General features: G+C 70.9%; 17 protein-coding genes, 1 tRNA gene, 1 other RNA gene and 1 pseudogene. 12 read left to right on the top strand and 8 right to left on the bottom strand.

Annotated elements, in window-relative coordinates; translation table 11 throughout:
- Window positions 1-564 precede the first annotated feature (564 nt).
- Both ABTZ03_RS35885 and ABTZ03_RS35880 read left to right on the top strand, forming a co-directional pair.
- Entirely contained in the window at window positions 565-795 is a 231-nt protein-coding gene (locus tag ABTZ03_RS35885; RefSeq protein WP_350517365.1) for a hypothetical protein, read from the top strand.
- Window positions 792-3,431, top strand: a complete 2,640-nt coding sequence (locus ABTZ03_RS35880; protein WP_350517364.1) for a tyrosine-protein kinase family protein — start codon at window positions 792-794, stop codon at window positions 3,429-3,431. The genes ABTZ03_RS35885 and ABTZ03_RS35880 overlap by 4 nt, the downstream gene beginning before the upstream one ends.
- A gap of 169 nt (window positions 3,432-3,600) precedes the next feature.
- On the opposite strand, the pseudogene ABTZ03_RS35875 reads toward ABTZ03_RS35880, so the two are convergent.
- The 5 genes and pseudogenes from ABTZ03_RS35875 to ABTZ03_RS35855 form a co-directional block, all read right to left on the bottom strand.
- Window positions 3,601-4,005: pseudogene (locus tag ABTZ03_RS35875) on the bottom strand (peptide deformylase); the annotation flags it as partial.
- Between the two features lie 57 nt (window positions 4,006-4,062).
- Entirely contained in the window at window positions 4,063-4,350 is a 288-nt protein-coding gene (locus ABTZ03_RS35870; RefSeq protein WP_350517366.1) for a phosphotransferase family protein, read from the bottom strand.
- A 276-nt stretch (window positions 4,351-4,626) separates the two neighbouring features.
- On the bottom strand, window positions 4,627-5,289 hold the full coding sequence (locus ABTZ03_RS35865) for a hypothetical protein (protein ID WP_350517363.1): 663 nt from the start codon (window positions 5,287-5,289) through the stop codon (window positions 4,627-4,629).
- Window positions 5,286-5,753, bottom strand: coding sequence for a hypothetical protein (locus ABTZ03_RS35860; RefSeq protein WP_350517362.1), 468 nt, complete (start codon window positions 5,751-5,753; stop codon window positions 5,286-5,288). The genes ABTZ03_RS35865 and ABTZ03_RS35860 overlap by 4 nt, the downstream gene beginning before the upstream one ends.
- 130 nt (window positions 5,754-5,883) lie before the next feature.
- Window positions 5,884-5,968 (bottom strand) — tRNA-Ser (locus ABTZ03_RS35855).
- 108 nt (window positions 5,969-6,076) lie between these two features.
- On the opposite strand from ABTZ03_RS35855, the gene ffs reads away from it, so the two are divergent.
- The 10 genes from ffs to ABTZ03_RS35805 all read left to right on the top strand — a co-directional run bounded on the left by ffs (window position 6,077) and on the right by ABTZ03_RS35805 (window position 16,106).
- An RNA gene (gene ffs / locus ABTZ03_RS35850) (signal recognition particle sRNA small type) lies at window positions 6,077-6,173 on the top strand.
- 99 nt (window positions 6,174-6,272) lie between these two features.
- Window positions 6,273-8,468, top strand: a complete 2,196-nt coding sequence (locus tag ABTZ03_RS35845; protein ID WP_350517361.1) for a DNA polymerase III subunit gamma and tau — start codon at window positions 6,273-6,275, stop codon at window positions 8,466-8,468.
- Window positions 8,469-8,535: 67 nt separating this feature from the next.
- Entirely contained in the window at window positions 8,536-8,874 is a 339-nt protein-coding gene (locus ABTZ03_RS35840) for a YbaB/EbfC family nucleoid-associated protein (RefSeq protein WP_350517360.1), read from the top strand.
- A gap of 248 nt (window positions 8,875-9,122) precedes the next feature.
- On the top strand, window positions 9,123-9,722 hold the full coding sequence (recR, locus tag ABTZ03_RS35835) for a recombination mediator RecR (protein ID WP_030392621.1): 600 nt from the start codon (window positions 9,123-9,125) through the stop codon (window positions 9,720-9,722).
- Window positions 9,715-10,437, top strand: a complete 723-nt coding sequence (locus ABTZ03_RS35830) for a DUF5063 domain-containing protein (RefSeq protein ID WP_350517359.1) — start codon at window positions 9,715-9,717, stop codon at window positions 10,435-10,437. Before recR ends, ABTZ03_RS35830 begins: the two co-directional genes overlap by 8 nt.
- 353 nt (window positions 10,438-10,790) lie before the next feature.
- Complete coding sequence (locus tag ABTZ03_RS35825; RefSeq protein WP_350517358.1) at window positions 10,791-12,071, top strand: aspartate kinase; 1,281 nt, start codon at window positions 10,791-10,793, stop codon at window positions 12,069-12,071.
- A gap of 28 nt (window positions 12,072-12,099) precedes the next feature.
- A complete protein-coding gene (locus ABTZ03_RS35820; protein ID WP_350517357.1) occupies window positions 12,100-13,182 on the top strand; it encodes an aspartate-semialdehyde dehydrogenase in 1,083 nt (360 codons plus the stop codon).
- A gap of 315 nt (window positions 13,183-13,497) precedes the next feature.
- The gene (locus ABTZ03_RS35815) at window positions 13,498-14,043 is read left to right on the top strand and encodes a SigE family RNA polymerase sigma factor (protein ID WP_350517356.1); all 546 of its coding nucleotides are present in this window, start codon (window positions 13,498-13,500) and stop codon (window positions 14,041-14,043) included.
- Window positions 14,036-15,202: a hypothetical protein gene (locus tag ABTZ03_RS35810; RefSeq protein ID WP_350517355.1), complete on the top strand. Its 1,167-nt coding sequence runs from the start codon at window positions 14,036-14,038 to the stop codon at window positions 15,200-15,202. Before ABTZ03_RS35815 ends, ABTZ03_RS35810 begins: the two co-directional genes overlap by 8 nt.
- Window positions 15,203-15,275: 73 nt before the next feature.
- Window positions 15,276-16,106, top strand: a complete 831-nt coding sequence (locus ABTZ03_RS35805; RefSeq protein WP_350517354.1) for an SURF1 family protein — start codon at window positions 15,276-15,278, stop codon at window positions 16,104-16,106.
- Between the two features lie 21 nt (window positions 16,107-16,127).
- On the opposite strand, the gene ABTZ03_RS35800 is transcribed toward ABTZ03_RS35805, so the two are convergent.
- The 3 genes from ABTZ03_RS35800 to ABTZ03_RS35790 all read right to left on the bottom strand — a co-directional run bounded on the left by ABTZ03_RS35800 (window position 16,128) and on the right by ABTZ03_RS35790 (window position 20,071).
- Window positions 16,128-17,996 (bottom strand): S9 family peptidase, encoded by a 1,869-nt coding sequence (locus tag ABTZ03_RS35800; RefSeq protein WP_350517353.1) that lies wholly within the window; start codon window positions 17,994-17,996, stop codon window positions 16,128-16,130.
- Between the two features lie 170 nt (window positions 17,997-18,166).
- On the bottom strand, window positions 18,167-19,609 hold the full coding sequence (locus ABTZ03_RS35795; RefSeq protein ID WP_350517352.1) for a DHA2 family efflux MFS transporter permease subunit: 1,443 nt from the start codon (window positions 19,607-19,609) through the stop codon (window positions 18,167-18,169).
- Between the two features lie 84 nt (window positions 19,610-19,693).
- Window positions 19,694-20,071 carry a nuclear transport factor 2 family protein gene (locus tag ABTZ03_RS35790; RefSeq protein ID WP_350517351.1) on the bottom strand — a complete coding sequence of 126 codons (378 nt, stop codon included), beginning with the start codon at window positions 20,069-20,071 and terminating at the stop codon, window positions 19,694-19,696.
- Between the last annotated feature and the right edge of the window lie 200 nt (window positions 20,072-20,271).

Below are 20,271 nucleotides of genomic sequence, written 5' to 3'. Positions count from 1 at the left end.
CCATCCGCTGCCTGATCCGCCGCGCCTGGTCCCTCTACCGCTGGAACACCCGGCCTCGCACACCCCGCATCCGATGACCTACTGGCGGACGCCCTTAGGGCCAGCATCCACTTCACGGTCGGCTTGTCGTTCACCAGCAGCCAGGCGGCGGTGCCACGCGGCCAAGCTCTGAACGTGGCTGTACCAGGGTGAACGCAACCAAGCGCAACCAAGCGCAACCAGAGCGGCGCTCGCGTTGCTTGGCGAGCGATGATCGGGCTGCCTCTCCCCGCCGCGCTGGCCAGCAGTGTGGCAACGCTGATAGGTCAGACAGAAGTCTGTGTGGACCTCTAGAGTGGCCGCAGGTGAAGCCCACACGGGGGGAACGGCTTGTACAAGGACCCAGGCAGTCCGCAGGAGTGGGAGGACGTTGCCCTGGAGAGACGGTCGGACGCGGTGCAGCTACACCTGGCGGGACGGCACGTGGCGTGCTTGTACTATCTAGGGTTCACTGCCGAGTGCTTCGCCAAGGCATTGTGCCTAGCTCGAGGACGCGCTGTGCCGCGGGGCCGGGACGGGCACGACGTGCTGGCGATCCTGGCGCAAGCAGGGTTCAGTTCACTAGTGCTGCCTCAGGATGTTCGGAGCTTTCTCGCGGACCGCGACGTCAGCCTCAGATACCAGATCGCCCTGCCAGATGATGTCACGATCGAGGACGAAATCAAGGCGGCTAATCGCTTCGCGAGCTGGTGCAGTAAGCAGTTGCGACGTCGCACGGCAGCGCAAGGAAGAGCACACAGGAGGAATTCGCCGTGACACAGCCGGATGACATCAGTGGCTTGGAAAGGGCACTGCGGGAGGCATTTGGGGACCGCATTCGGGTTTCTGCGGATCCATATGTCGGCGTCCGGGTGGGCGTGATCTCGGCGCAGTTTTCTGGGATGACCCCGCGAGCGAGGCGGGGGCGCATTGACGCCCTGATTCCGGGTGTGGAAATCGTTAGATACGATCTGCTGACTCCGGATGAGGCGGAGTTTCTGGAGCAGGAGGAACCAGGCGTCGCGCCCGTCACAGCGCAACTGCCGTTGTGGCCGGAGGCATTGGCAAGTGGTCAGGCGGATGAGATCACGGTGCGCTTCCCATCCGAGGACTATGGCACGCTCCCGTCGCCGGTGGTATCGACGTTCTATTCACTACGCGGCGGAGTTGGTCGGTCGACTGCTCTAGCACACGCCGCACGAGTTATCGCTGGGCAGGGCTTGACGGTCCTTTGCATCGATATGGATCTGGAGGCCCCTGGCCTGGCATCGCTCTTTGACGTCGAGGATCGCGTAACCGAGGGAATGGGAGTTGTTCCGCTTCTGGCTGCAGCCGAGGTGAGCGGTGAGATCGACGCGCTCGACGAGCATGTGCTGCGGGTTACTGAGGACGCCGGATTGTTCCTGCTCCCAGCCGGACACCCCGGTGCCGAGTATGCCCGGCTGCTCTCCCATCTTGACCCGTCGGCCTGGTACGGAGAGGACGAGGTTAATCCTCTCCGGCTGCTGGTGGAGACGGTGTCTACTCTGGCCCAGAGCCCAGACGTGGTTCTCATCGACTCCCGGACGGGCATTAGCCCGCTGGCGGCGCCTCTGCTGTTCGACGTGTCTGATATCAACATCATCGCCTTCTATCCACATCCTCAGGCGAGGGCGGGCACTCGGGCACTAACTCGGGCCTTGCTGGCGGCACGGTCTCGCAGATCGGAAGAGGGGAGCTTGTGCACCCCGGAAGTGCGCTTTGTTGTTTCACCAGTGCCGGCCACGCCTGAGGTTCGTGGGTTGTATTCCGAGCGCGCCCAGGAGTGGATTAGGGAATGGCTTTCTGTGGCTCGGAACACCGCGGGTGGTCCGGCTTTTGAGGCGCTCGAGGAGATTGTCCAGGTCATCAGCTACCAGGAGGCGCTGGCAGTCTCAGACTCGGTCATGCGCATCCAAGGCGCGGACGACTTCATCGTGGTGGCGGACTGGATCACTGGACTTGTCGAGCCACGTGATGCGCTCGGCGAGCAGGTCGACGAGGTTCTAGAACCAAGCAAGTCCGAGGTGCTGGCATCGCTTCAGTTCGCCGGGGAGACTGCCGAGAATCAGGCGCTGGAGGAACTGCACGGTACGTTCCTGAGTACTGCTGATGTGGATCGCGCGCTTGCCACGGATACTGTGGTCGTCATCGGGCGCAAGGGCACCGGTAAGACAGCCGTATTCCGCAGGCTCGCCGAGGCGCCCACGGCTATCGTCGTTACCAGCCCGCCAGGACTAGACACCCACCTGACCTGGACGCCGGACGCCAACGTTTATTCAGCACTCGAGAATGAGCTGAGGGATCGGGGGCTGGAGTGGCGACAGGTGTGGCCTGTAATTTTCGGCCTAGCTATCAAGAATCGCCTGCCAAACGTCCCGCAGCCCGCCTGGGTGGGCGAGCCTATCGGCGTGCCTGCCGCTGGTGGTGACTACCTTAAGTCGGACCTGCTAAGGGACGTGACATCGCTGCTGTCGAATCAGCAGGCACCCCTTCTGGTCGGTGAGTGGATCCAGGAAATTGACCGTAGTCTCGACGCAGATCAAATGCTTTTGTTCGACGCTCTGGACACCGGTTTTGGCAACAGTGACAATGACCGTAGGCGCCGCAACGACGGTGTGGCTGGCCTGTTGACTTCGGTGGGCGAGCTTGGGCCGCAGCTGCGGCGGTTGAAATTCAAGGTGCTGCTGCGCGAGGATATTTGGCGCGAGGTCAAGGTTCCCAATAAGTCGCACCTAAGCGCCCGTGCGGCTCAACTGCGATGGTCGAACAAGGTCGACTATCTGCGCATTGCGATCAAGCAGGCGTGGCGGGCGGAACCGTTTCGGCAGTTGGTGACGGCTCGGCTAAACAAGCCGGACTTTCGACTGGAAGACACCCCGGTCGAGTACTGGCCCGAGGAGTTTGTTCGCAATGCCTGGGTGATCCTGGCAAGTGAACGGGTGTCCGGCGGCCGAACTGCATATACCGATAACTGGGTCTGGTCCCGGCTTGCTGACGCCAACGGCGATCACGCCCCTAGGGCGCTGGCCCAGATGATGACAGCTGCGGTCGAGTTGGAACGGGGCTTCGAAGAGGGGAATCGCTATTCTCGATCCATCATCAGGCCTCGTGCGTTGGTGGAGTCTCTGGACGAGGTCAGTGAGTCGGCCCTAGACGCGCTCCAGCGCGATGAGTTCCCTGAGCTTGATCCGCTACTGGGCAGGCTGCGCGCGATCGGATCGACGCCCTTCGCGGCCGAGCAGTTGGAGGGCGCCTCACCCGACCTTGTCAGGCTGGCCCGTGATGTCGGGTTGCTAGAGGAGGTGCCTGGGTCGCGAGACAGGGTGGAGCGCTACCGTGTGCCTGAGATGTACCGTAAGGCGCTCAGCATGACTCGGAAGGGTCAGGCCTGAACCGTTCAGTCAGGGGTCGAACCGGCGTTCCCGGTTCGACCCCTCAAATGTCAGCTAAATTGACAGCATCGTGCCTGATCTCGAAATGTCGCCGCTGATATAGATGGGTCTTCCCTCAGACGGCGTCGTGTCGTCAGAAATGCGATTTCGCCACTCGCCGCGCTATAACTCACTGCCCGTAGGACCACGCTTGGCCGGTTTGCCGGTACTGATCGACAGGGATGGTCTCGACGCCGGCAGCCATGCGTGCGGTGTAGAGCAGGCCGTCGAGGTGATCGATCTCGTGGTGGATCAGGCGGGCGAGGCCGCGTTCGTAGGTGGTGGTGGTCACCTGGCCGTCCAGGGTGGTGGTCTCCACGGTGATCTGCAGCGGCCGGGGGACCGAGCCGCGAACGTCGAAGAACGACAGGCAGCCCTCGAACTGCTCGTCCGTCTCGTCGGCGTGGTCGGTGATCCGCGGGTTCAGCAGGACGATCGGCGGGCTGTCAGGGTCGGCGGGCTGGACGATGGCGGCCCGGCCGATGCCGATCTGCGGTGCCGCAATGCCCGTGCCCTCGGCGAAAGGGTGGATTTGGCTGAGCTGATCGCTCCTCGAATGGGCAGGTGTGCGGTTGAGGAGCGAATCTGGCCCTCAGTAGTTCCCTTGGCGGTTCCGTGGATCGGTTGCGAGGGCCTGGTTCGCGAGCTGGTGGATGCGCCAGTACAGGTCGAGCCGCTGTGCTGCCCGCCGGTTCGGTTGGGCGGCCAGCGCGAGGACGGGCGTGGAGTCGGGAAGCTGAAGGCGGACGGCGAGGCGGGCGAGGTCGGAGAAGTGGTCGCCGAAGGCGGCGAGTTCCCAGTCGAGCAGGAGGCGGGTGCCGTCGGGTTGGCGGACGAGGTGGCCGGGCTGCAGGTCGTGGTGGAGGAGGCGCGGCTCGATGTCGGTCGTGAGGGCGTCGAGTCTTCGAGACCGACCTCTACACGGACCGTCCCGTCTCCTGGCGGACCACCCGCCGGCCGGGAAGTGCCGAACTGGTGGAGGCCCAGGTGCGGGGCACGGACAAGGAGGCAGTCGTTGATGCGTACAACCAGGCCATGGCCCAAGCCGTAGACCGGGCTCAAAATCCCGGCAAGTTCGGCGATGTGAGCGACTGGTAGGACGGGCACTTGAACTGCGGCTGGGCCCCGACCATGGAGTCGGGAGCCCAGCTGCGTTCTATAGGCTTGCCTTCCAGTTACGGATGGCCTGGTCGAGTCGTGAACGCAACCGCTCCGCCGCTACGGTGCCTGGCCACAGTTCCGGGTACGCCTCACTGGAGCGCTTGGCGATCAGTGCGCCCAGGTTGGCAGAACTTCGACTGGGAAAGACCAGCGAGCACTTCTTCTCGCCCAGTTCGTGGGCGAGCCCGAGGAAGCCACGGCCGACTCCGAGCGAAGGTGAACTTTCGTAGTGCTTGGCTTCGATCGCCGCCACGAGACTCCGACTGCGCGGGTATACGCCGGCCTGTCGACTCCGTTCGGCCTCTTGATGATCGATGATCGCGATGTCGCACTCATGGGCCACCTTCGAGGTGGACGCCATGACGTAGACGCCCAGGTGAATTTCAAGCTTCGTCTGTAGCCCGGGGAAGCTGACCAGCACGAAGGTGAACGGCCCGGACCAGAGGTTGCCGGGCTGTGTGCGGAACCGCAGGGAGGAGGCCGGGGTCAGCCCATCCTGCGTGAGAAGGGTGTTCCCTCCTGCTGCCTGTGCTGCCTCGATGCACAGGACAAGCAGGGATGCCTCGTAGAGGTCCGACTCGGCGGCCTTCCCTAGATAGACGGGGGCCAGAGCACCAATCGCCTGCTCGATCGCTTGAACGAGGTCGTTTGAACTCATCGGCTCTCCCCCGGTTCCGTCCGTGTTGCGAGCAACGCGCGGGTCACCTGAAGCGCTGCTGAGGCTCGTTCCGCCTCTCCCGGGAGGTCGATGTGAACGACTGACTCGAGTTCGGGGTCGCCGAACGCGACGGTTGTGTTCGTCTGACGTTCCACGGCGGTCTTCAACAGGACCGACCGCGATGCGTACATGGTTTCTGCGAGGGTGAGGAGCGCTTCGCGGATCAGTTCGATCTGCTCCTCGCTCGTGTAGGGCACCACCGCGATGTCCGACTTCCGCAGGGCAGGCAGATCCGTGTCCGCGAGTCGGCCAGCTCGCTCGGCGAACGTCCCTTCCTGCTTGAGTCGCTCACCGGAGACGGCTCGGCCCTGCCTGAACTCTTGATCCAGTTGTTCGGCCAGATCCGGCAACTTGGCCTTCAGCTGTTCCATGAGGTCTGCGTACTGCTGGTCTGCGACGGCCATGTTCCCCCCGTTGATTGGTGAGTAGGTTGTGCGATGGCGGCGACAACTGCAACCAAAACTGCAACCACAGACAAACGAGGGCCCCGACCGCGTTGCGGTCGGGGCCCTCGTTTGCCCTGGCGGGCGAAGGCGGAGGATACGAGATTCGAACTCGTGAGGGGTTGCCCCCAACACGCTTTCCAAGCGTGCGCCCTAGGCCTCTAGGCGAATCCTCCGTGGGAGAGCTTAGTACATGTTTCGGGGTGCTCGCGACCAGCTATCCCGCAGGCCGGAGGGCGGGGGTGGCCTGTGGATCGTCGGGGCCCGGATCCGGTAGTGTGGGGGTCAGCCCCTCGTGTGGCGCCATCTTTTTGAACCCCCCCAGGGCCGGAAGGCAGCAAGGGTAGAAGAGCTCTGGCGGGTGCACGGGGGGTCTTTGCGTTCCCGGGCGCCGTACGGGGCCTGTGGGGCGGGCGGAGTCGGGGTGCCCGGGGTGAAGGGGCGACGCGTTTGTCGGTCCGTCCCGATATCGTCGGGGGTGTGTCCCTAGCCCTGTACCGCCGCTACCGCCCCGAGACCTTCGCGGAGGTCATCGGGCAGGAGCACGTGACCGCTCCGCTCCAGCAGGCCCTGCGCAACAACAGGGTCAACCACGCGTACCTGTTCAGCGGGCCACGCGGCTGTGGCAAGACGACGAGCGCACGCATCCTGGCCCGCTGCCTGAACTGTGAGCAGGGGCCGACCCCGACGCCCTGCGGGGAGTGCCAGTCCTGTCAGGACCTCGCGACCGGCGGGCCCGGCTCGATCGACGTGATCGAGATCGACGCCGCCTCGCACGGTGGTGTGGACGACGCGCGCGAGCTGCGCGAGCGGGCCTTCTTCGCGCCGGTGCACAGCCGGTACAAGATCTTCATCCTGGACGAGGCGCACATGGTGACCTCGGCCGGGTTCAACGCGCTGCTCAAGGTGGTCGAGGAGCCGCCGGAGCACCTGAAGTTCATCTTCGCGACCACCGAGCCGGAGAAGGTGATCGGGACGATCCGGTCCCGCACCCACCACTACCCGTTCCGGCTGGTCCCGCCCGGCACGCTGCGCGACTACCTGGCCGACGTCTGCGGTCGCGAGGGCATCCAGGTCGAGGACCCGGTGTTCCCGCTGGTGGTGCGGGCCGGCGCGGGCTCGGTGCGTGACTCGATGTCGGTCATGGACCAGCTGCTGGCCGGTGCCGCCGAGGGCGGTGTGACGTACCAGATGGCGACGTCGCTGCTCGGGTACACCGACTCGGCGCTGCTGGACGAGGTGGTGGACGCCTTCGCCGCGCACGACGGGGCGACGGTGTTCCAGGTGATCGACCGGGTGGTCGAGGGCGGGCACGACCCGCGCCGCTTCGTCACCGACCTGCTGGAGCGGCTGCGCGACCTGGTGATCCTCGCCACCGTGCCGGATGCGGGGGAGAAGGGGCTGATCGACGCCCCGGCGGACCGGGTCGCGGTGATGCAGGCGCAGGCGGACGCGTTCGGCGCGGCCGAGCTGAGCCGGGCCGCCGACATCGTCAACACCGGGCTGACCGAGATGCGCGGCAACGCGGCGCCGCGGCTCCAGCTGGAGCTGATCTGCGCCCGGGTGATGCTGCCCGGCGCGTACAGCGACGAGCTGTCGCTGCAGGCGCGGCTGGACAAGCTGGAGCGCCGGGCGGCCGCGGGCGGCTTCGCCGCGCCGGCCGGGATGGCTCCGATGGCCGCTCCCATGGCTCCTCAGATGGCCGTCCCGGCGGCTCCGGTGGCCCCGTCCGTCCCGTCGATGGAGGCCCCCGCCCCGGTGCCCGCGCCGGTCGCGCCGCCCGTCGCGCAGGCGGCCCCCGTGCCGGTGCCCCCCGCCCCCGTGCAGGCTCCGCCGGCGGCCCCCGCCGGGCCCGCCCCGGGCGCCTGGCCGATCCCGCGCAGCTTCCCGCCCGCCGGTGGCGCAGCGGCTCCCGCCGCCGCCCCCGCCGTGCCGCAGCCGCAGGCCGCCCCGCAGCCCGCGCCCACCCCGCCTCCGCCGGTCCAGCAGGCCCCGCAGCCCGCCGCGCCCGGTGGCCAGCCCTCCGCCGCCGCCCAGCAGGGCGCGGCACAGGTCCGGCAGCTGTGGCCGCAGATCCTGGAGGCGGTCAAGAACCGTCGCCGCTTCACCTGGATCCTGCTGAGCCAGAACGGCCAGGTCGCCGGGTTCGACGGCAGCACGCTCCAGGTCTCCTTCATCAACGCGGGCGCCCGGGACAGCTTCGTCGGCAGCAACAGCGACGACGTGCTGCGCCAGGCGCTGTCCGACGCGCTGGGCGTGGACTGGCGGATCGAGTGCATCGTCGACCCGTCCGGGACCCCGGGCGGTGGCGGGGGAGGCGGCGCCGCTGCCCCGGCCGGTGGCGGTTGGGGCGCCCCGGCGCGTCCGGCGGCCGCCGCGCCGCCGATGGCCGCGCCCGCCCCGGTGCAGCCGCAGGCGCCCGTCCAGGCCCCGCCGTCCCCGCAGTTCCAGCCCCAGGCCCCGACCCAGGCCCCGGCCCCGGTCCCCGCGCCGGTGCAGCCCCCGCCGCCGGTGGCGGCGCCCCCGGCCCGCCCGGTGCAGTCGGTGGCCCCGGAGGACGACATCCCGGAGGAGGACGACCCGGACCTCAACGAGGAGGCGTTCTCCGGCCAGGAGCTGATCATCCGCGAGCTGGGCGCCACGGTGCTGGAGGAGATCCACCACCGCGGCAACTGAGCGGGCCCCCGGGCCCGTAGGCTCGACGAGGACGAACGTAGAACCGTGTGACAGCAAGGAGTGAGCCGTGTTCCCCGGTGGTGGTCAGCCCAACATGCAGCAGCTGCTCAAGCAGGCGCAGAAGATGCAGCAGGAGCTCGCGAAGGCCCAGCAGGAGCTGGCCGAGGCGAAGGTGAACGGTACGGCCGGCGGTGGCCTGGTCGAGGCGACGGTGACCGGTTCGGGCGAGCTGGTGGCGCTGACCATCGCCCCGGCCGCGGTCGACCCGGAGGACACCGACACCCTGGCGGACCTGATCCTGGCGGCCGTCCGGGACGCCAACCAGGCGGCCCAGAAGATGCAGGCCGAGCGGATGGGCCCGCTGACCCAGGGCATGGGCGGCGGCATCCCCGGTCTGCCGTTCTAGGCCCTGCCCGGCCGATCCTGCCGGACGGGACCTGGCCTCCTGGGCCGGAGAACCCGCAGGTCAGGCCAGTGATGGGGATCGGCTGCGGGCCCCGGCGACGGTGGGGCCCGCGAGTCCGAACGGACGATGGATCCATGTGAGATCCATGTGATTTCGATGGGAGTCGGGCGTCGGCCGGTGTGTCCGGCGCCCGATTCGTTGGATGATGGCACCGGAGCACCTCCGACCATCCGAGGGAAGGCGCGACGTTGTACGAGGGCGTGGTTCAGGACCTGATCGACGAACTGGGCAGGCTGCCCGGCGTCGGGCCCAAGAGCGCCCAGCGGATCGCCTTCCACGTGCTGCAGGCCGACCCGGTCGACGTGCGCCGGCTCGCGCACGCGCTGCTGGAGGTCAAGGACAAGGTCCGGTTCTGCGCGGTCTGCGGCAACGTCGCGGAGGCCGAGCAGTGCCGGGTCTGCCTGGACCCGCGTCGCGACCTCGCCGTCATCTGCGTGGTCGAGGAGCCCAAGGACGTCGTCGCCATCGAGCGCACCCGTGAGTTCCGCGGCCGCTACCACGTGCTGGGCGGCGCGATCAGCCCCATCGAGGGCGTCGGCCCGGACGACCTGCGCATCCGTGAGCTGCTCGCGCGCCTCGCGGACGGTACGGTCACCGAGCTGATCCTGGCCACCGACCCCAACCTGGAGGGGGAGGCGACCGCCACCTATCTGGCCCGGCTCTGCAAGCCGATGGGCCTGAAGGTGACCCGGCTGGCGAGCGGACTGCCCGTCGGCGGGGACCTGGAGTACGCGGACGAGGTCACCCTCGGCCGCGCCTTCGAAGGGAGACGACTGCTCGATGTCTGACCGGACGATCAACCAGCAGCCCCACGGCCCGCGGTCCCACGCGGAGCCCGGCGGCAACGCCGCACACCCCAGTGCCCCGCACACCCACGGCCACGGCTCGGAGCCGGACGACTTCGCCGTGCAGATCGCCGACTCGGTGGAGAGCTTCGTGCTCGCCGTCACCGAGGTCGCCAAGGGCGACGAACCGGGCAGCGCGGTCTCGCTGCTGCTCCTGGAGGTCTCGCAGCTGCTGCTGGCCGGCGGCCGGCTGGGCGCGATCGAGGACGTCGTCCCGGAGGACCGCTTCGAGCCCGACGCCGGACCGGAGCCGGACGGCGAGCAGCTGCGCGAGCGCCTCGCCGTGCTGCTCGCGCCGATCGACGTCTACCACGAGGTCTTCGACCCGTACGGTCCGCCGGAGAAGCCGAACGCCTTCCGGATCTCGGACGACCTGGCCGGTGTGGTCAGCGAGCTGCAGCACGGCCTGACCCACTACCGCGAGGGCCGGGTCAGCGAGGCGCTCTGGTGGTGGCAGTTCTCGTACCTCTCCAACTGGGGCACGACCTGCACGGCGGTGCTGCGGGCGCTGCAGTCGCTGATCGCCCACGTCCGGCTGGACAGCCCGATCGGTGCGGCGGCGGACGGCGCGGACATCGACGACGACGGGCTCACCGACGAGCAGCTGGAGCAGCAGGCGGGCGATCTGATGGCGGCCGAGCTCGGTCTCGGCCGATAGGTCGAGAACCGGCCGGCCGGGCCTCCAGGGCCCACCCGCGCCTCCAGGCCCCCACCCGTCCCAGGTCCGTCGGCGCTTGTGACGAATGCCTCAGCAATCCGGCCGGAAAAGAAATCCGGCCGTGCCACCGGGCATTCCTCCGAGGATTCTTCGGAACCGCGCCGAAAGCCCCGCAGACCTGACGGTGGAACCGCCCGCACCGCCGCCCACGTGCTGAAACGGCCGTCTCATCATATGGAAAGCGCCGGTCAGGGCACCCCTGCTCGGTAGACTGACGCGGACCGCAGCCCCCTTTCCCCCGGGGGTACGGGGGCCTGACGCCCCCGGAAAACGACACTAGTCGAGGAGCGCACGTGGGCCTTGTCGTGCAGAAGTACGGCGGCTCATCCGTTGCGGATGCCGAAGGCATCAAGCGCGTTGCCCGCCGAATCGTTGACGCCAAGAAGGCCGGCCATGAGGTCGTCGTCGTGGTGTCCGCGATGGGCGACACGACGGACGAGCTCATCGAACTCGCGGAGCAGGTGTCACCGATTCCTGCCGGCCGTGAGTTCGACATGCTGCTGACCGCTGGAGAGCGCATCTCCATGGCGCTGCTGGCCATGGCGATCAAATCCCTGGGACACGAGGCCCAGTCCTTCACGGGCAGCCAGGCCGGCGTCATCACGGACTCCGTCCACAACAAGGCCCGCATCATCGACGTGACGCCGGGGCGCATCCGCACCGCCCTGGACGAGGGCAACATCGCGATCGTGGCCGGCTTCCAGGGCGTGTCCCAGAGCAGCAAGGACATCACCACGCTGGGCCGGGGCGGCTCGGACACCACCGCCGTCGCGCTGGCCGCCGCGCTCAAGGCCGAGGTCTGCGAGATCTACACCGACGTGGACGGCGTGTTCACCGCCGATCCGCGGGTGGTGAAGAAGGCGCGCAAGATCGACTGGATCGCGTACGAGGACATGCTGGAGCTGGCCTCGTCCGGTTCCAAGGTGCTGCTCGACCGCTGCGTGGAGTACGCGCGCCGCTACAACATCCCGATTCACGTACGCTCGTCCTTCTCGGGTCTTCCCGGGACGATCGTCAGCAACGACAATCCGAACAAGCCCGAAGGGGGCGAGATGGAGCAGGCCATCATCTCCGGGGTCGCCCACGACACCTCCGAGGCCAAGGTCACGGTCGTCGGCGTGCCCGACAAGCCGGGCGAGGCGGCGCGCATCTTCCGTGCCATCGCCGACGCCGAGGTCAACATCGACATGGTGGTGCAGAACGTCTCCGCCGCGTCCACCGGCCTGACCGACATCTCCTTCACCCTGCCGAAGACCGAGGGCCAGAAGGCCATCGACGCGCTCGGCCGGGTCAAGGAGGGCATCGGCTACGAGTCGCTGCGCTACGACGACGCGATCGGCAAGATCTCGCTGGTCGGCGCCGGCATGCGCTCCAACCCGGGCGTCACCGCCGCGTTCTTCGAGGCGCTGTCCGCCGCGGGCGTCAACATCGAGCTGATCTCCACCTCGGAGATCCGGATCTCGGTGGTCACCCGCGCCGACGACGTGCCGGAGGCGGTCCGCGCCGTGCACAGCGCCTTCGGGCTGGACAGCGAGAGCGACGAGGCCGTCGTCTACGGCGGCACCGGGCGATGACCCGGGAGCCGGGCGGGGGCACCGGGCGATGACCCGGCGCCCGAACCTCGCCGTCGTCGGCGCCACCGGCTCGGTCGGCGAGGTGCTGCTCGGCCTGCTCTCGCTCCGTCAGGACGTCTGGGGCGAGGTCCGACTCGTCGCCTCCCCGCGCTCGGCCGGCCGTACGCCGGTGGTGCGCGGGGAGCCGGTCGAGGTGGTCCCGCTGACCGAGGAGGCCTTCGCCGGGATCGACGTCGCGGTGTTCGCCGTCCCCGACCAGGTCGCCGCCCAGTGGGCGCCGATCGCGGCGGCCAAGGGCGTCGTGGTGGTCGACGACTCGGCCGTCTTCCGCACCGCAGGGGACGTCCCGCTGGTCGTCCCCGAGGTCAACGCGGCCGCGCTGCGGATCCGTCCGCGCGGCATCGTGGCCAGCCCGGCCGGCCCCACCCTCGCGCTGGTCGCGGCGGTCGGCGCGCTGCACGCCGAGTACGGGCTGGAGCAGTTGGTGGTCGCCACCTACCAGGCCGCCAGCGGCGAGGGCCGGGCCGGTGTGGCGGCGCTGCGCGAGCAGACCGCCCTGGTGGCCGGCACCGAGGTCGGCCGGCAGACCGGGGACCTGCGCGCGGTGATCGCCGACGAGGGCCCGTTCGCCGCCCCGCTCGCCCTCAACGCCGTGCCCTGGACCGGTGGTCTGCGCGAGGGCGGCTGGTCCGCCCAGGAGCTCGGCCTGCGCGACGAGGCCCGCAAGGTGCTCGGCCTGCCCGCCCTGAAGGTCTCCGCGACCTGCGTGCGGATCCCGGTGGTCCGGACCCACGCGCTGGCCGTGCACGCCCGCTTCGAACGCGAGGTCAGCCAGGAGCACGCCCAGGACATCCTGCGCGAGACGCCCGGCGTGGTCCTCTACGACGACCCGGCGGCCGGGGAGTTCCCCACTCCGAACGACGTGGTCGGCACCGACCCGGTCTGGGTCGGGCGGGTGCGCCGGGCGCTGGACGAGCCGGACGCGCTCGACCTCTTCCTCTGCGGCGACAACCTGCGCAAGGGGGCCGCGCTCAACCTGCTGCAGATCGCCGAACTGGTGGCCGGTGAGCTGACAGTGGGGCAGGAACGCGGCGCCGAGGGGCCGGAGTAGAGCGCCGGTGGGCCGGAGCAGGGCGCTGGTGGGCCGGAGCAGGGCGGGGTCGGAGAGTCCTTTGTGCCCCTTGTTGTCCGGACCTGTGTCCGCTCCTCGACACAATCTGTCCGGAATCCCGTGGGAATCCCCTGGAGGCCTCTTCCGCCGATGCGGAAGAATGGCCCCCGGGCTGGGCAACCATGACAGGGGATCGAGTGTCCAACGGGCGTGGCGAACGTGATGGTGGGGGCAAGGGCGGGCATCCCGGCGAGGGCCGTGGTGACCTTCCCGTCGCGCACCCCGTGGTCTTCGAGTAGGCCGGAAGAAGACCAGATGACCGCGGCCGCACCCGGTGCGGCGGACTCCGGCGCGGGTACCGACGCGGGTACCAGCGAGGACCTGCTCACCGAGACCTACCAGGCGCACTACCGCTCGCTGCTGCGCCTCGCCGCGCTGCTCCTGGACGACCTCTCCACCTGTGAGGACGTCGTGCAGGAGGCCTTCATCCGGGTGCACGCCGCCCGGCGCCGGGTGCGCGAGCCCGAGAAGACCCTCGCCTACCTGCGGCAGACCGTGGTCAACCTGTCCCGCTCCACGCTGCGCCGCCGGATCCTCGGCCTGCGACTGCTGCCGAAGCCGATGCCTGACATGGCCAGTGCAGAAGAAGGTGCCTACGATGCCTTGGAGCGCGACCAGCTGAAGGCCGCGCTGAGGGGTCTGCAACGCCGTCAGCGGGAGGTTCTGGTGCTGCGTTACTTCGTGGACATGACGGAGGCGCAGGTCGCCGAGACCCTGGGCATCTCGCTCGGTTCGGTGAAGGCGTACGGCTCGCGCGGACTCGCCGCCCTCCGGGTCCAGATGGAGGCCGGACATGGCTGACGGCGCCCGGCAGCTGCCCGGGGACGACGACGTCCCGGGCCTCTCCACCGAGGAACGGGCGCTGCGCGAGCTGATGCGGCACGCGGTGGACGGGATCCAGCCCGGGGTCGGCGCCCTGCCCCGGATCCGGCAGGCCGTACCCCGGCGGCGGGCCGCCCGGCGCGGGGCCTGGACCGGTGCGGCGGCGCTGGCGCTGGCGGTCGCGGTCGTCCTGCCCGTCCTGCACGAGAGCGACCACCTCGGACTCTCCGGCGGCCCCGGCTCGGCGCAGGCCGACGGCGCCACCCTGGCGGCCCCCAGCGGCGCCGCCGTCGGCGGTGGCGCCACCGGTCCGGGCCCGCACCCCGGCACCGGCAGCGGTGGCACCGCCACCCCGACCGGCTCCGGCAGCGCCTCGCCGAGCCCCGGCGCGGACGCCAGCCGCCCCGGCACCGCCACCCCCACCGGCGCCCCCGGCACCGGGGACGGCGGGATCGTCCCGCTGTGCACCCGGTCGGACCTCGGCCAGGGCACCGCCCAGGTCGGCGCGGCGGACGCCCAGGGCCGGATCTACGGCTCCTTCACGGTCTACAACGTCTCCGGGCACAGCTGCCGGGTCGGCGGACCGGGCGCGGTGTCCGTCACCGGTGTCGTCGGCACCGACCGCAGCCGGGTCCGCACCGCCGACCACGCGCCCGGCGACCCGGCGACCGGTCTGCCCGCGATGGACGCCGAGCCGCCGGTGCTCGCCCCGCAGGCCGGCTACAAGGTGCCCTTCGCCTGGATCCCGGACCAGGGCTGCGGTACCTCCGGCGGCGCCACCGGCGCGCCGAGCAACGGGGTCGACCAGGCCTCGCTGACCACCCAGGCCCCGCCGATCGGCTCCTCGGGCGCCGGCCCGGCCGCCGGCGGATCGTCGGCGGCGCCGAGCGCCAACCCGCCGGCCAGCGCCTCGCCGACGGCCGAACCCAGCACGGCACCGAGCCCGACCGCCACCCCGAGCGGCAACCCCACCGCCGCCGCGCCGACCGCCACCATCGCCCACACCCCGGCCCCGGGCAGCCCGGCGGCCGCGACGGCCGCGCTGCCGGTCGCGTGCGGGGGGACCCTCTACCGGGGCGGGGTACAGCAGGCCGGCGGGGCGCCGGCCCAGCCCTCGGGGACGCCCGCGGCGGGCTGAGGACCCCGCGGATCCCGCGCTGCGGCGGACCCTGTGGTCCGGGACGGTGTGAGGAGTGGTTACCGTGGGGGGTGTGTACCGGTTCCTCCTGACTCCGCGCTGGCTGGGCGGCACCGCCCTGGCCGTGGCGGCCGTGGCGGTCTGCCTCTGGCTGGGCTCCTGGCAGCTCGGCCGGTTCGAGGACCGCGTCTCCACCCATCAGGAGACCAAGCAGTCGCTCGCCGCTTCGAGTGAAGCCCGGCCGATCGACGCGCTGCTCGGACCGGCCACCCCCCAGGTGAGCACGGAGACCGTCGGCAAGCCCGTCACGGTGACCGGCAGCTACGACACCGAGCACCAACTCCTCGTCCCCAACCGGGTGCTGGACGGCAAGCAGGGCTACTACGTGCTCACCCCGCTGCGCACCGCCGACGGACACGCCGTCGCCGTGGTGCGGGGCTGGGTGCCCGGGAACCCGTCCGCCGCCGGGGCCGGACAAGCGCCTGGGGGACCGGTGCCCTCCGGACCGCTGCCCGGCGGACCGGTGCCCTCCGGGCCGGTGACGGTGACCGGGCGACTGCAGGCCAACGAGTCGGTGGGCAGCAACGGCGCGGTCGCGGGCGGCCTGCCCGCCGGACAGCTCGGCATGATCAACCGGGCCTCGCTGCTGAACGTGCTGGAGTACGACGGCTGGTACGACGGCTGGGTGGCCGCCGACCAGGTGCCCGCCGGGCTGACCGAGGTCCCGACCGTGCAGCCGGAGGGCGGGGACGGGCTCACCCTGCGGGCGTTCCAGAACCTGGGCTACACCCTGGAGTGGTTCGTCTTCGCGGGCTTCGTGATCTTCATGTGGTTCCGCCTGGTGCGCCGGGAGGCGGAGGCGGAGCAGGACCGGGCCCTCGGGCTGGACCCGGTCCTGGACTGACCGGCTGGTCGGCTCAGTCGCTCAGCCAGCCGCTTCGGTGTTCCCGTTCCCGTTCCCGTTCCCGTCCGGAACGCCGAGGTGCCGCCGGACGAAGTCGATCTCCAGCCGCAGCTGCTTGATCCGCTCCTCCACCACCAGCGAGCCGTGCCCGGCGTCGAAGCGGTACACCTCGTGCGGCTTGTCGAGCTGCTCCAGCCGCTCGACGTAGTTGTCGATCTGCCGGATCGGGCAGCGCGGGTCGTTCACCCCGGCGCTGATGTACACCGGCACCCGCACCTGCTCGACGTAGGTCAGCGGCGAGGAGGCGGTGAAGCGCTCCGGCACCTCCTCCGGGGTGCCGCCGAAGAGCGTGCGGTCCAGCGACTTCAGCGCCTCCATCTCGTCGGCGTACGCGGTGTGGTAGTCCGCGACCGGCACGGCGGCGACGCCCAGCGACCAGCTCCCGGGCTGCACGCCCAGGCCGAGCAGGGTCAGGTAGCCGCCCCAGCTGCCGCCGGTGAGCACCAGCCGTGCCGGGTCGGCCAGGCCGCTGGAGACCGCCCACTCCCGGACGGCCGCGATGTCCTCCAGCTCGATCAGGCCGACCCGCTCGTGCAGCGCGTCGGTCCAGGCCTGGCCGTAGCCGGTCGAGCCGCGGTAGTTGACCCGGACCACCGCGAAGCCGTGGTCCAGCCAGGCGGCCGGACCGGCCGCGAACGAGTCGCTGTCGTGGTGGGTCGGGCCGCCGTGGACCTCGAAGACGGTCGGGTACGGGCCGGGGCCGGCCGTCGACGGGCGCTGCACCAGGGCGTGCACCCGCCCGCCGGGCCCGTCCACCCAGACGTCCTCGACCGGTACGGAGCCGGGCGGCACCGGGCCGGGCGCCCGCAGCACGACCTCGCCGGCGGTGGAGCGGACGGCGGACGGCTCGGCGGCCGAGGACCACAGGTACTCGACGGTGCCGTCCGGCCGGGCGGTGGCGCCGCCGACCGTGCCGCGCGGGGTCTCCAGACGGGTCAGCCGGCCGTCCGCGAGGGAGTACGTGAACAGCTCGCTGCGCGCCTCGTACTCGTGCTCGACCAGCAGGGCCCCGGCGCCCGGGCGCCACTGCGCGGAGACGTCGCCGGGCAGCTCGCGGCCCTGCTCGTCGCGCAGCGGGAGGGCGGTCTCGGCGCCGGTGGCGACGTCCCAGATCATCGGCTCCCAGCGGCCGGTGCGCTGGTGCGCGACCAGCAGGCGGGTGTCGCCCTCGACCGGGGCGAAGCCCAGGCAGGCGACGCCGCGCGGCTCGTCCCGGCCGGTGACCTCGTCCAGTTCGGCGACGGTCTCGACGGCGTCACCGGTCAGCCGGACCACGCGGATCGCCGAGTGCATCGCGTCGCCGTGCTCGGTGTGGTCGATGGCGAGCAGGGTGGCGTCGTGGCTGAGGTCGCCGACGCCGCCGTACTCCTCGTGCCGGTAGATCTCGACCGGTTCGGTCGCGCCCGGGCGGCGCAGGTGCAGGGTGGTGCCGTCCTCGTCGGTGGACCGGCCGACGACCACCGTGCCGTCCCGGCCCAGGGCCAGGCCCGCCGAGTAGGAGGCGGCGAGGCCGGGCACGGCCTCCTCGTCCGGGCCGCCCGCGAAGGGCTGGCGGCGCCAGACCCCGAATTCGTCGCCGTCCTGGTCGTCGAACCACCAGACCCAGGCGCCGTCCGGGGACAGCTCGGCGTCGGTGGTGCCGTTCGGGCGGTCGGTGACCCGGCGGTGGGCGCCGGTGGTCCGGTCCCAGGCGTAGACCTCGTAGGTGCCGGTCGAGTTGGACACGTACAGCGCCCGGTCGGGGGCGTCCTCGGCCCAGTCGGGCAGCGACACCCGGGCCGCCCTGAACCGCTGCTCCCACGCCGGTACGGCGCTCTTCTCCTCGCTCATCCGACCATCCAACCCGATCGGAGGGAGGGAACGGAACGGACCGGTCGGGGTTCACCCCCGCCGGTCCTTCGCTGTGGCGGTGTCCGCGAGCCGCCGTGCGGTGGCGTTCGCGAGTCGCGCTGCAGTGCTCGCGAGTCGCGCCGCGGTATTCAATAACGGCGCTGCAGTGTTCACGAACGGCGCGGCAGCAGCCGGACCAGTCCCACCAGCACCAGCTCCAGCACCGCCAGCGCCGTCACGCTGCGGCCGAAGGCGGCGGTCGGCTCGGCGGCGCCGTAGTAGACCAGGCCGATCAGCGCGATCCCGACCGCGCCGCCGACCTGCTGCACCGTGGCCACCACCCCGGCGGCCGCCCCGGCCAGCTCCGGCTCGACGGCGGCCAGGGCGACGGTGGTGACCGGGGCCATCACCAGGCCCATGCCCAGGCCGTCGACGAACAGCCCGGGCGCCAGCCACCAGACGCTGCCGTCCGCCGTGAGGTGGGCGGTGAGCGCGAGCAGGCCCAGCCCGAGGGCCATCAGCAGGCCGCCGACGGTGATCGTGCGGGGCTCGCCGAGGCGGCCGGTGATCCGGTGGGTGGCGTTCGAGGTGAGCAGGTAGCCCAGGCCGATCGCGGTGAACACCAGCCCGGCGCCGAGCGCGTCCAGCCCGCGGCCCAGCTGCAGGTGCAGGGCGAGCACCAGGAAGAAGGAGGCCTGGCCGAGCCAGAAGACCAGCTGGGCGAGCAGTCCGGTGCGGAAGGCGCGGCTGCGGAACAGCCGGGTGTCGACCAGCGGCATGCCGGTCCGGGTGGTGCGGTGCTGGTGGACGGCGAAGGCGGTGAGCAGGACGGCCGAGCCGGCGAGGCAGAGCACCGTCCACAGCGGCCAGTCGAGGCCCGGGCCCTGGATCAGCGGCAGCACCAGGGCGGTCAGCGCGAGCGTCACCAGCAGGACCCCGACCGGGTCCAGCCCCGGCCGCTGCGGGGCGCGCGACTCGGGCAGGCAGCGGCGGACGGCGGCCAGCGCGGCCAGACCGATCGGCAGGTTGATCAGGAAGCAGCTGCGCCAGCCCAGGCCGAGGAGGTCCGCGCGGATCAGCAGCCCGCCGATCAGCTGGCCGAACACCGCGCCCACACCCATGGTCAGCCCGTACCGGGCGAAGGCCCGGGCCTGGGCGGCGCCGGCGAACGCGGTCCGCAGGATCGCCAGCACCTGCGGGCCCATCAGCGCGGCCCCCAGGCCCTGCACCACCCGGGCACCGACCAGCGCGCCGGCGGTCGGGGCGAGGCCGCAGCCCGCCGAGGCGAGGGTGAACAGGGCCAGGCCGAGCGCGAACACCCGGCGGCGGCCGTACCGGTCGCCGAGCCGGCCGGCCGTGACCAGCCCGACCGCGAGGGCCAGGCCGAACCCGGCCATCACCCACTGGACCACCGCCGGGCCCGCGCCCAGATCGGCCTGGACGGAGGGGACGGCGACGTTGACGACGAAGGTGTCGAGGGCGGTCATGAAGGTGGCGGTCAGGACGACCGGCAGCAGGCCCCTGGGGGCGGCCGAGGCGGCCGAGGCGGCCTGGGCGGCTTGTTCGGCCTGGTCGGCCGCGACGGGGCGGCGGGTGTCCAGCGCGGTGCTCATCTCGGGCTCTCCTCCGGGGGTGCGGGGGTGCGGGGCGCCGCACCCCCGCAGCGGCGCCCCCGTCGAGTTCCGTTCCGTACGGGCTCAGGCGCCCGGCACGAGGTCCAGGAACCCGTGCACGGTGCCGATCCGCCCCTCCGGGGTGGCCGCCAGCACGTCGAAGCCGATCACCACCGGCTCGGCGCCGGCCGGGCCGAGGTTCCAGGTGAACCGGGCGATGTCGTGGTGGGCGTCCACCGGCCCGAGGGTGAACTCCAGCCCCGGGAACTGGGCCTGGGCCGCACCGATCAGCGCGTCGATCGCGTCCCGGCCGACGACGGCGGCCAGCGGGTCGGTGTAGCGGCCGTCCTCCGCCCACACCTCGTCGATCAGCTTGCGGCGGGCGGCCGGGTCGGTCTCGTTCCACACCGCGAGGTAGCGCTCGGCGAGCTGCTGGAGGGTGGCGGCGGTGATCTCGGTCATGGTCATCTCCCGTGTTCCGGTGGGCGGTTGGCGGGTCGTTCCCGCTGCTCACAAAGGTAGGGACGGGCGTCCGCGGGCGAATCCGTCACGGATCGGCATGGGGGTACGTAGGTATCGGCCGGGCCTGCTTAGACATCCGTCCGGCCCGCGTGGCCGCGAGGGCCGCGCAGGCCCTGTGGGCCGTTGTGCCGGAGCGCCGG

The organism is Kitasatospora sp. NPDC096077 (assembly GCF_040303245.1).
Taxonomy (GTDB): domain Bacteria; phylum Actinomycetota; class Actinomycetes; order Streptomycetales; family Streptomycetaceae; genus Kitasatospora.
The sequence above is the reverse complement of the archived record's forward strand: the minus strand, read 5'-3'. Positions and strand labels throughout refer to the sequence as shown.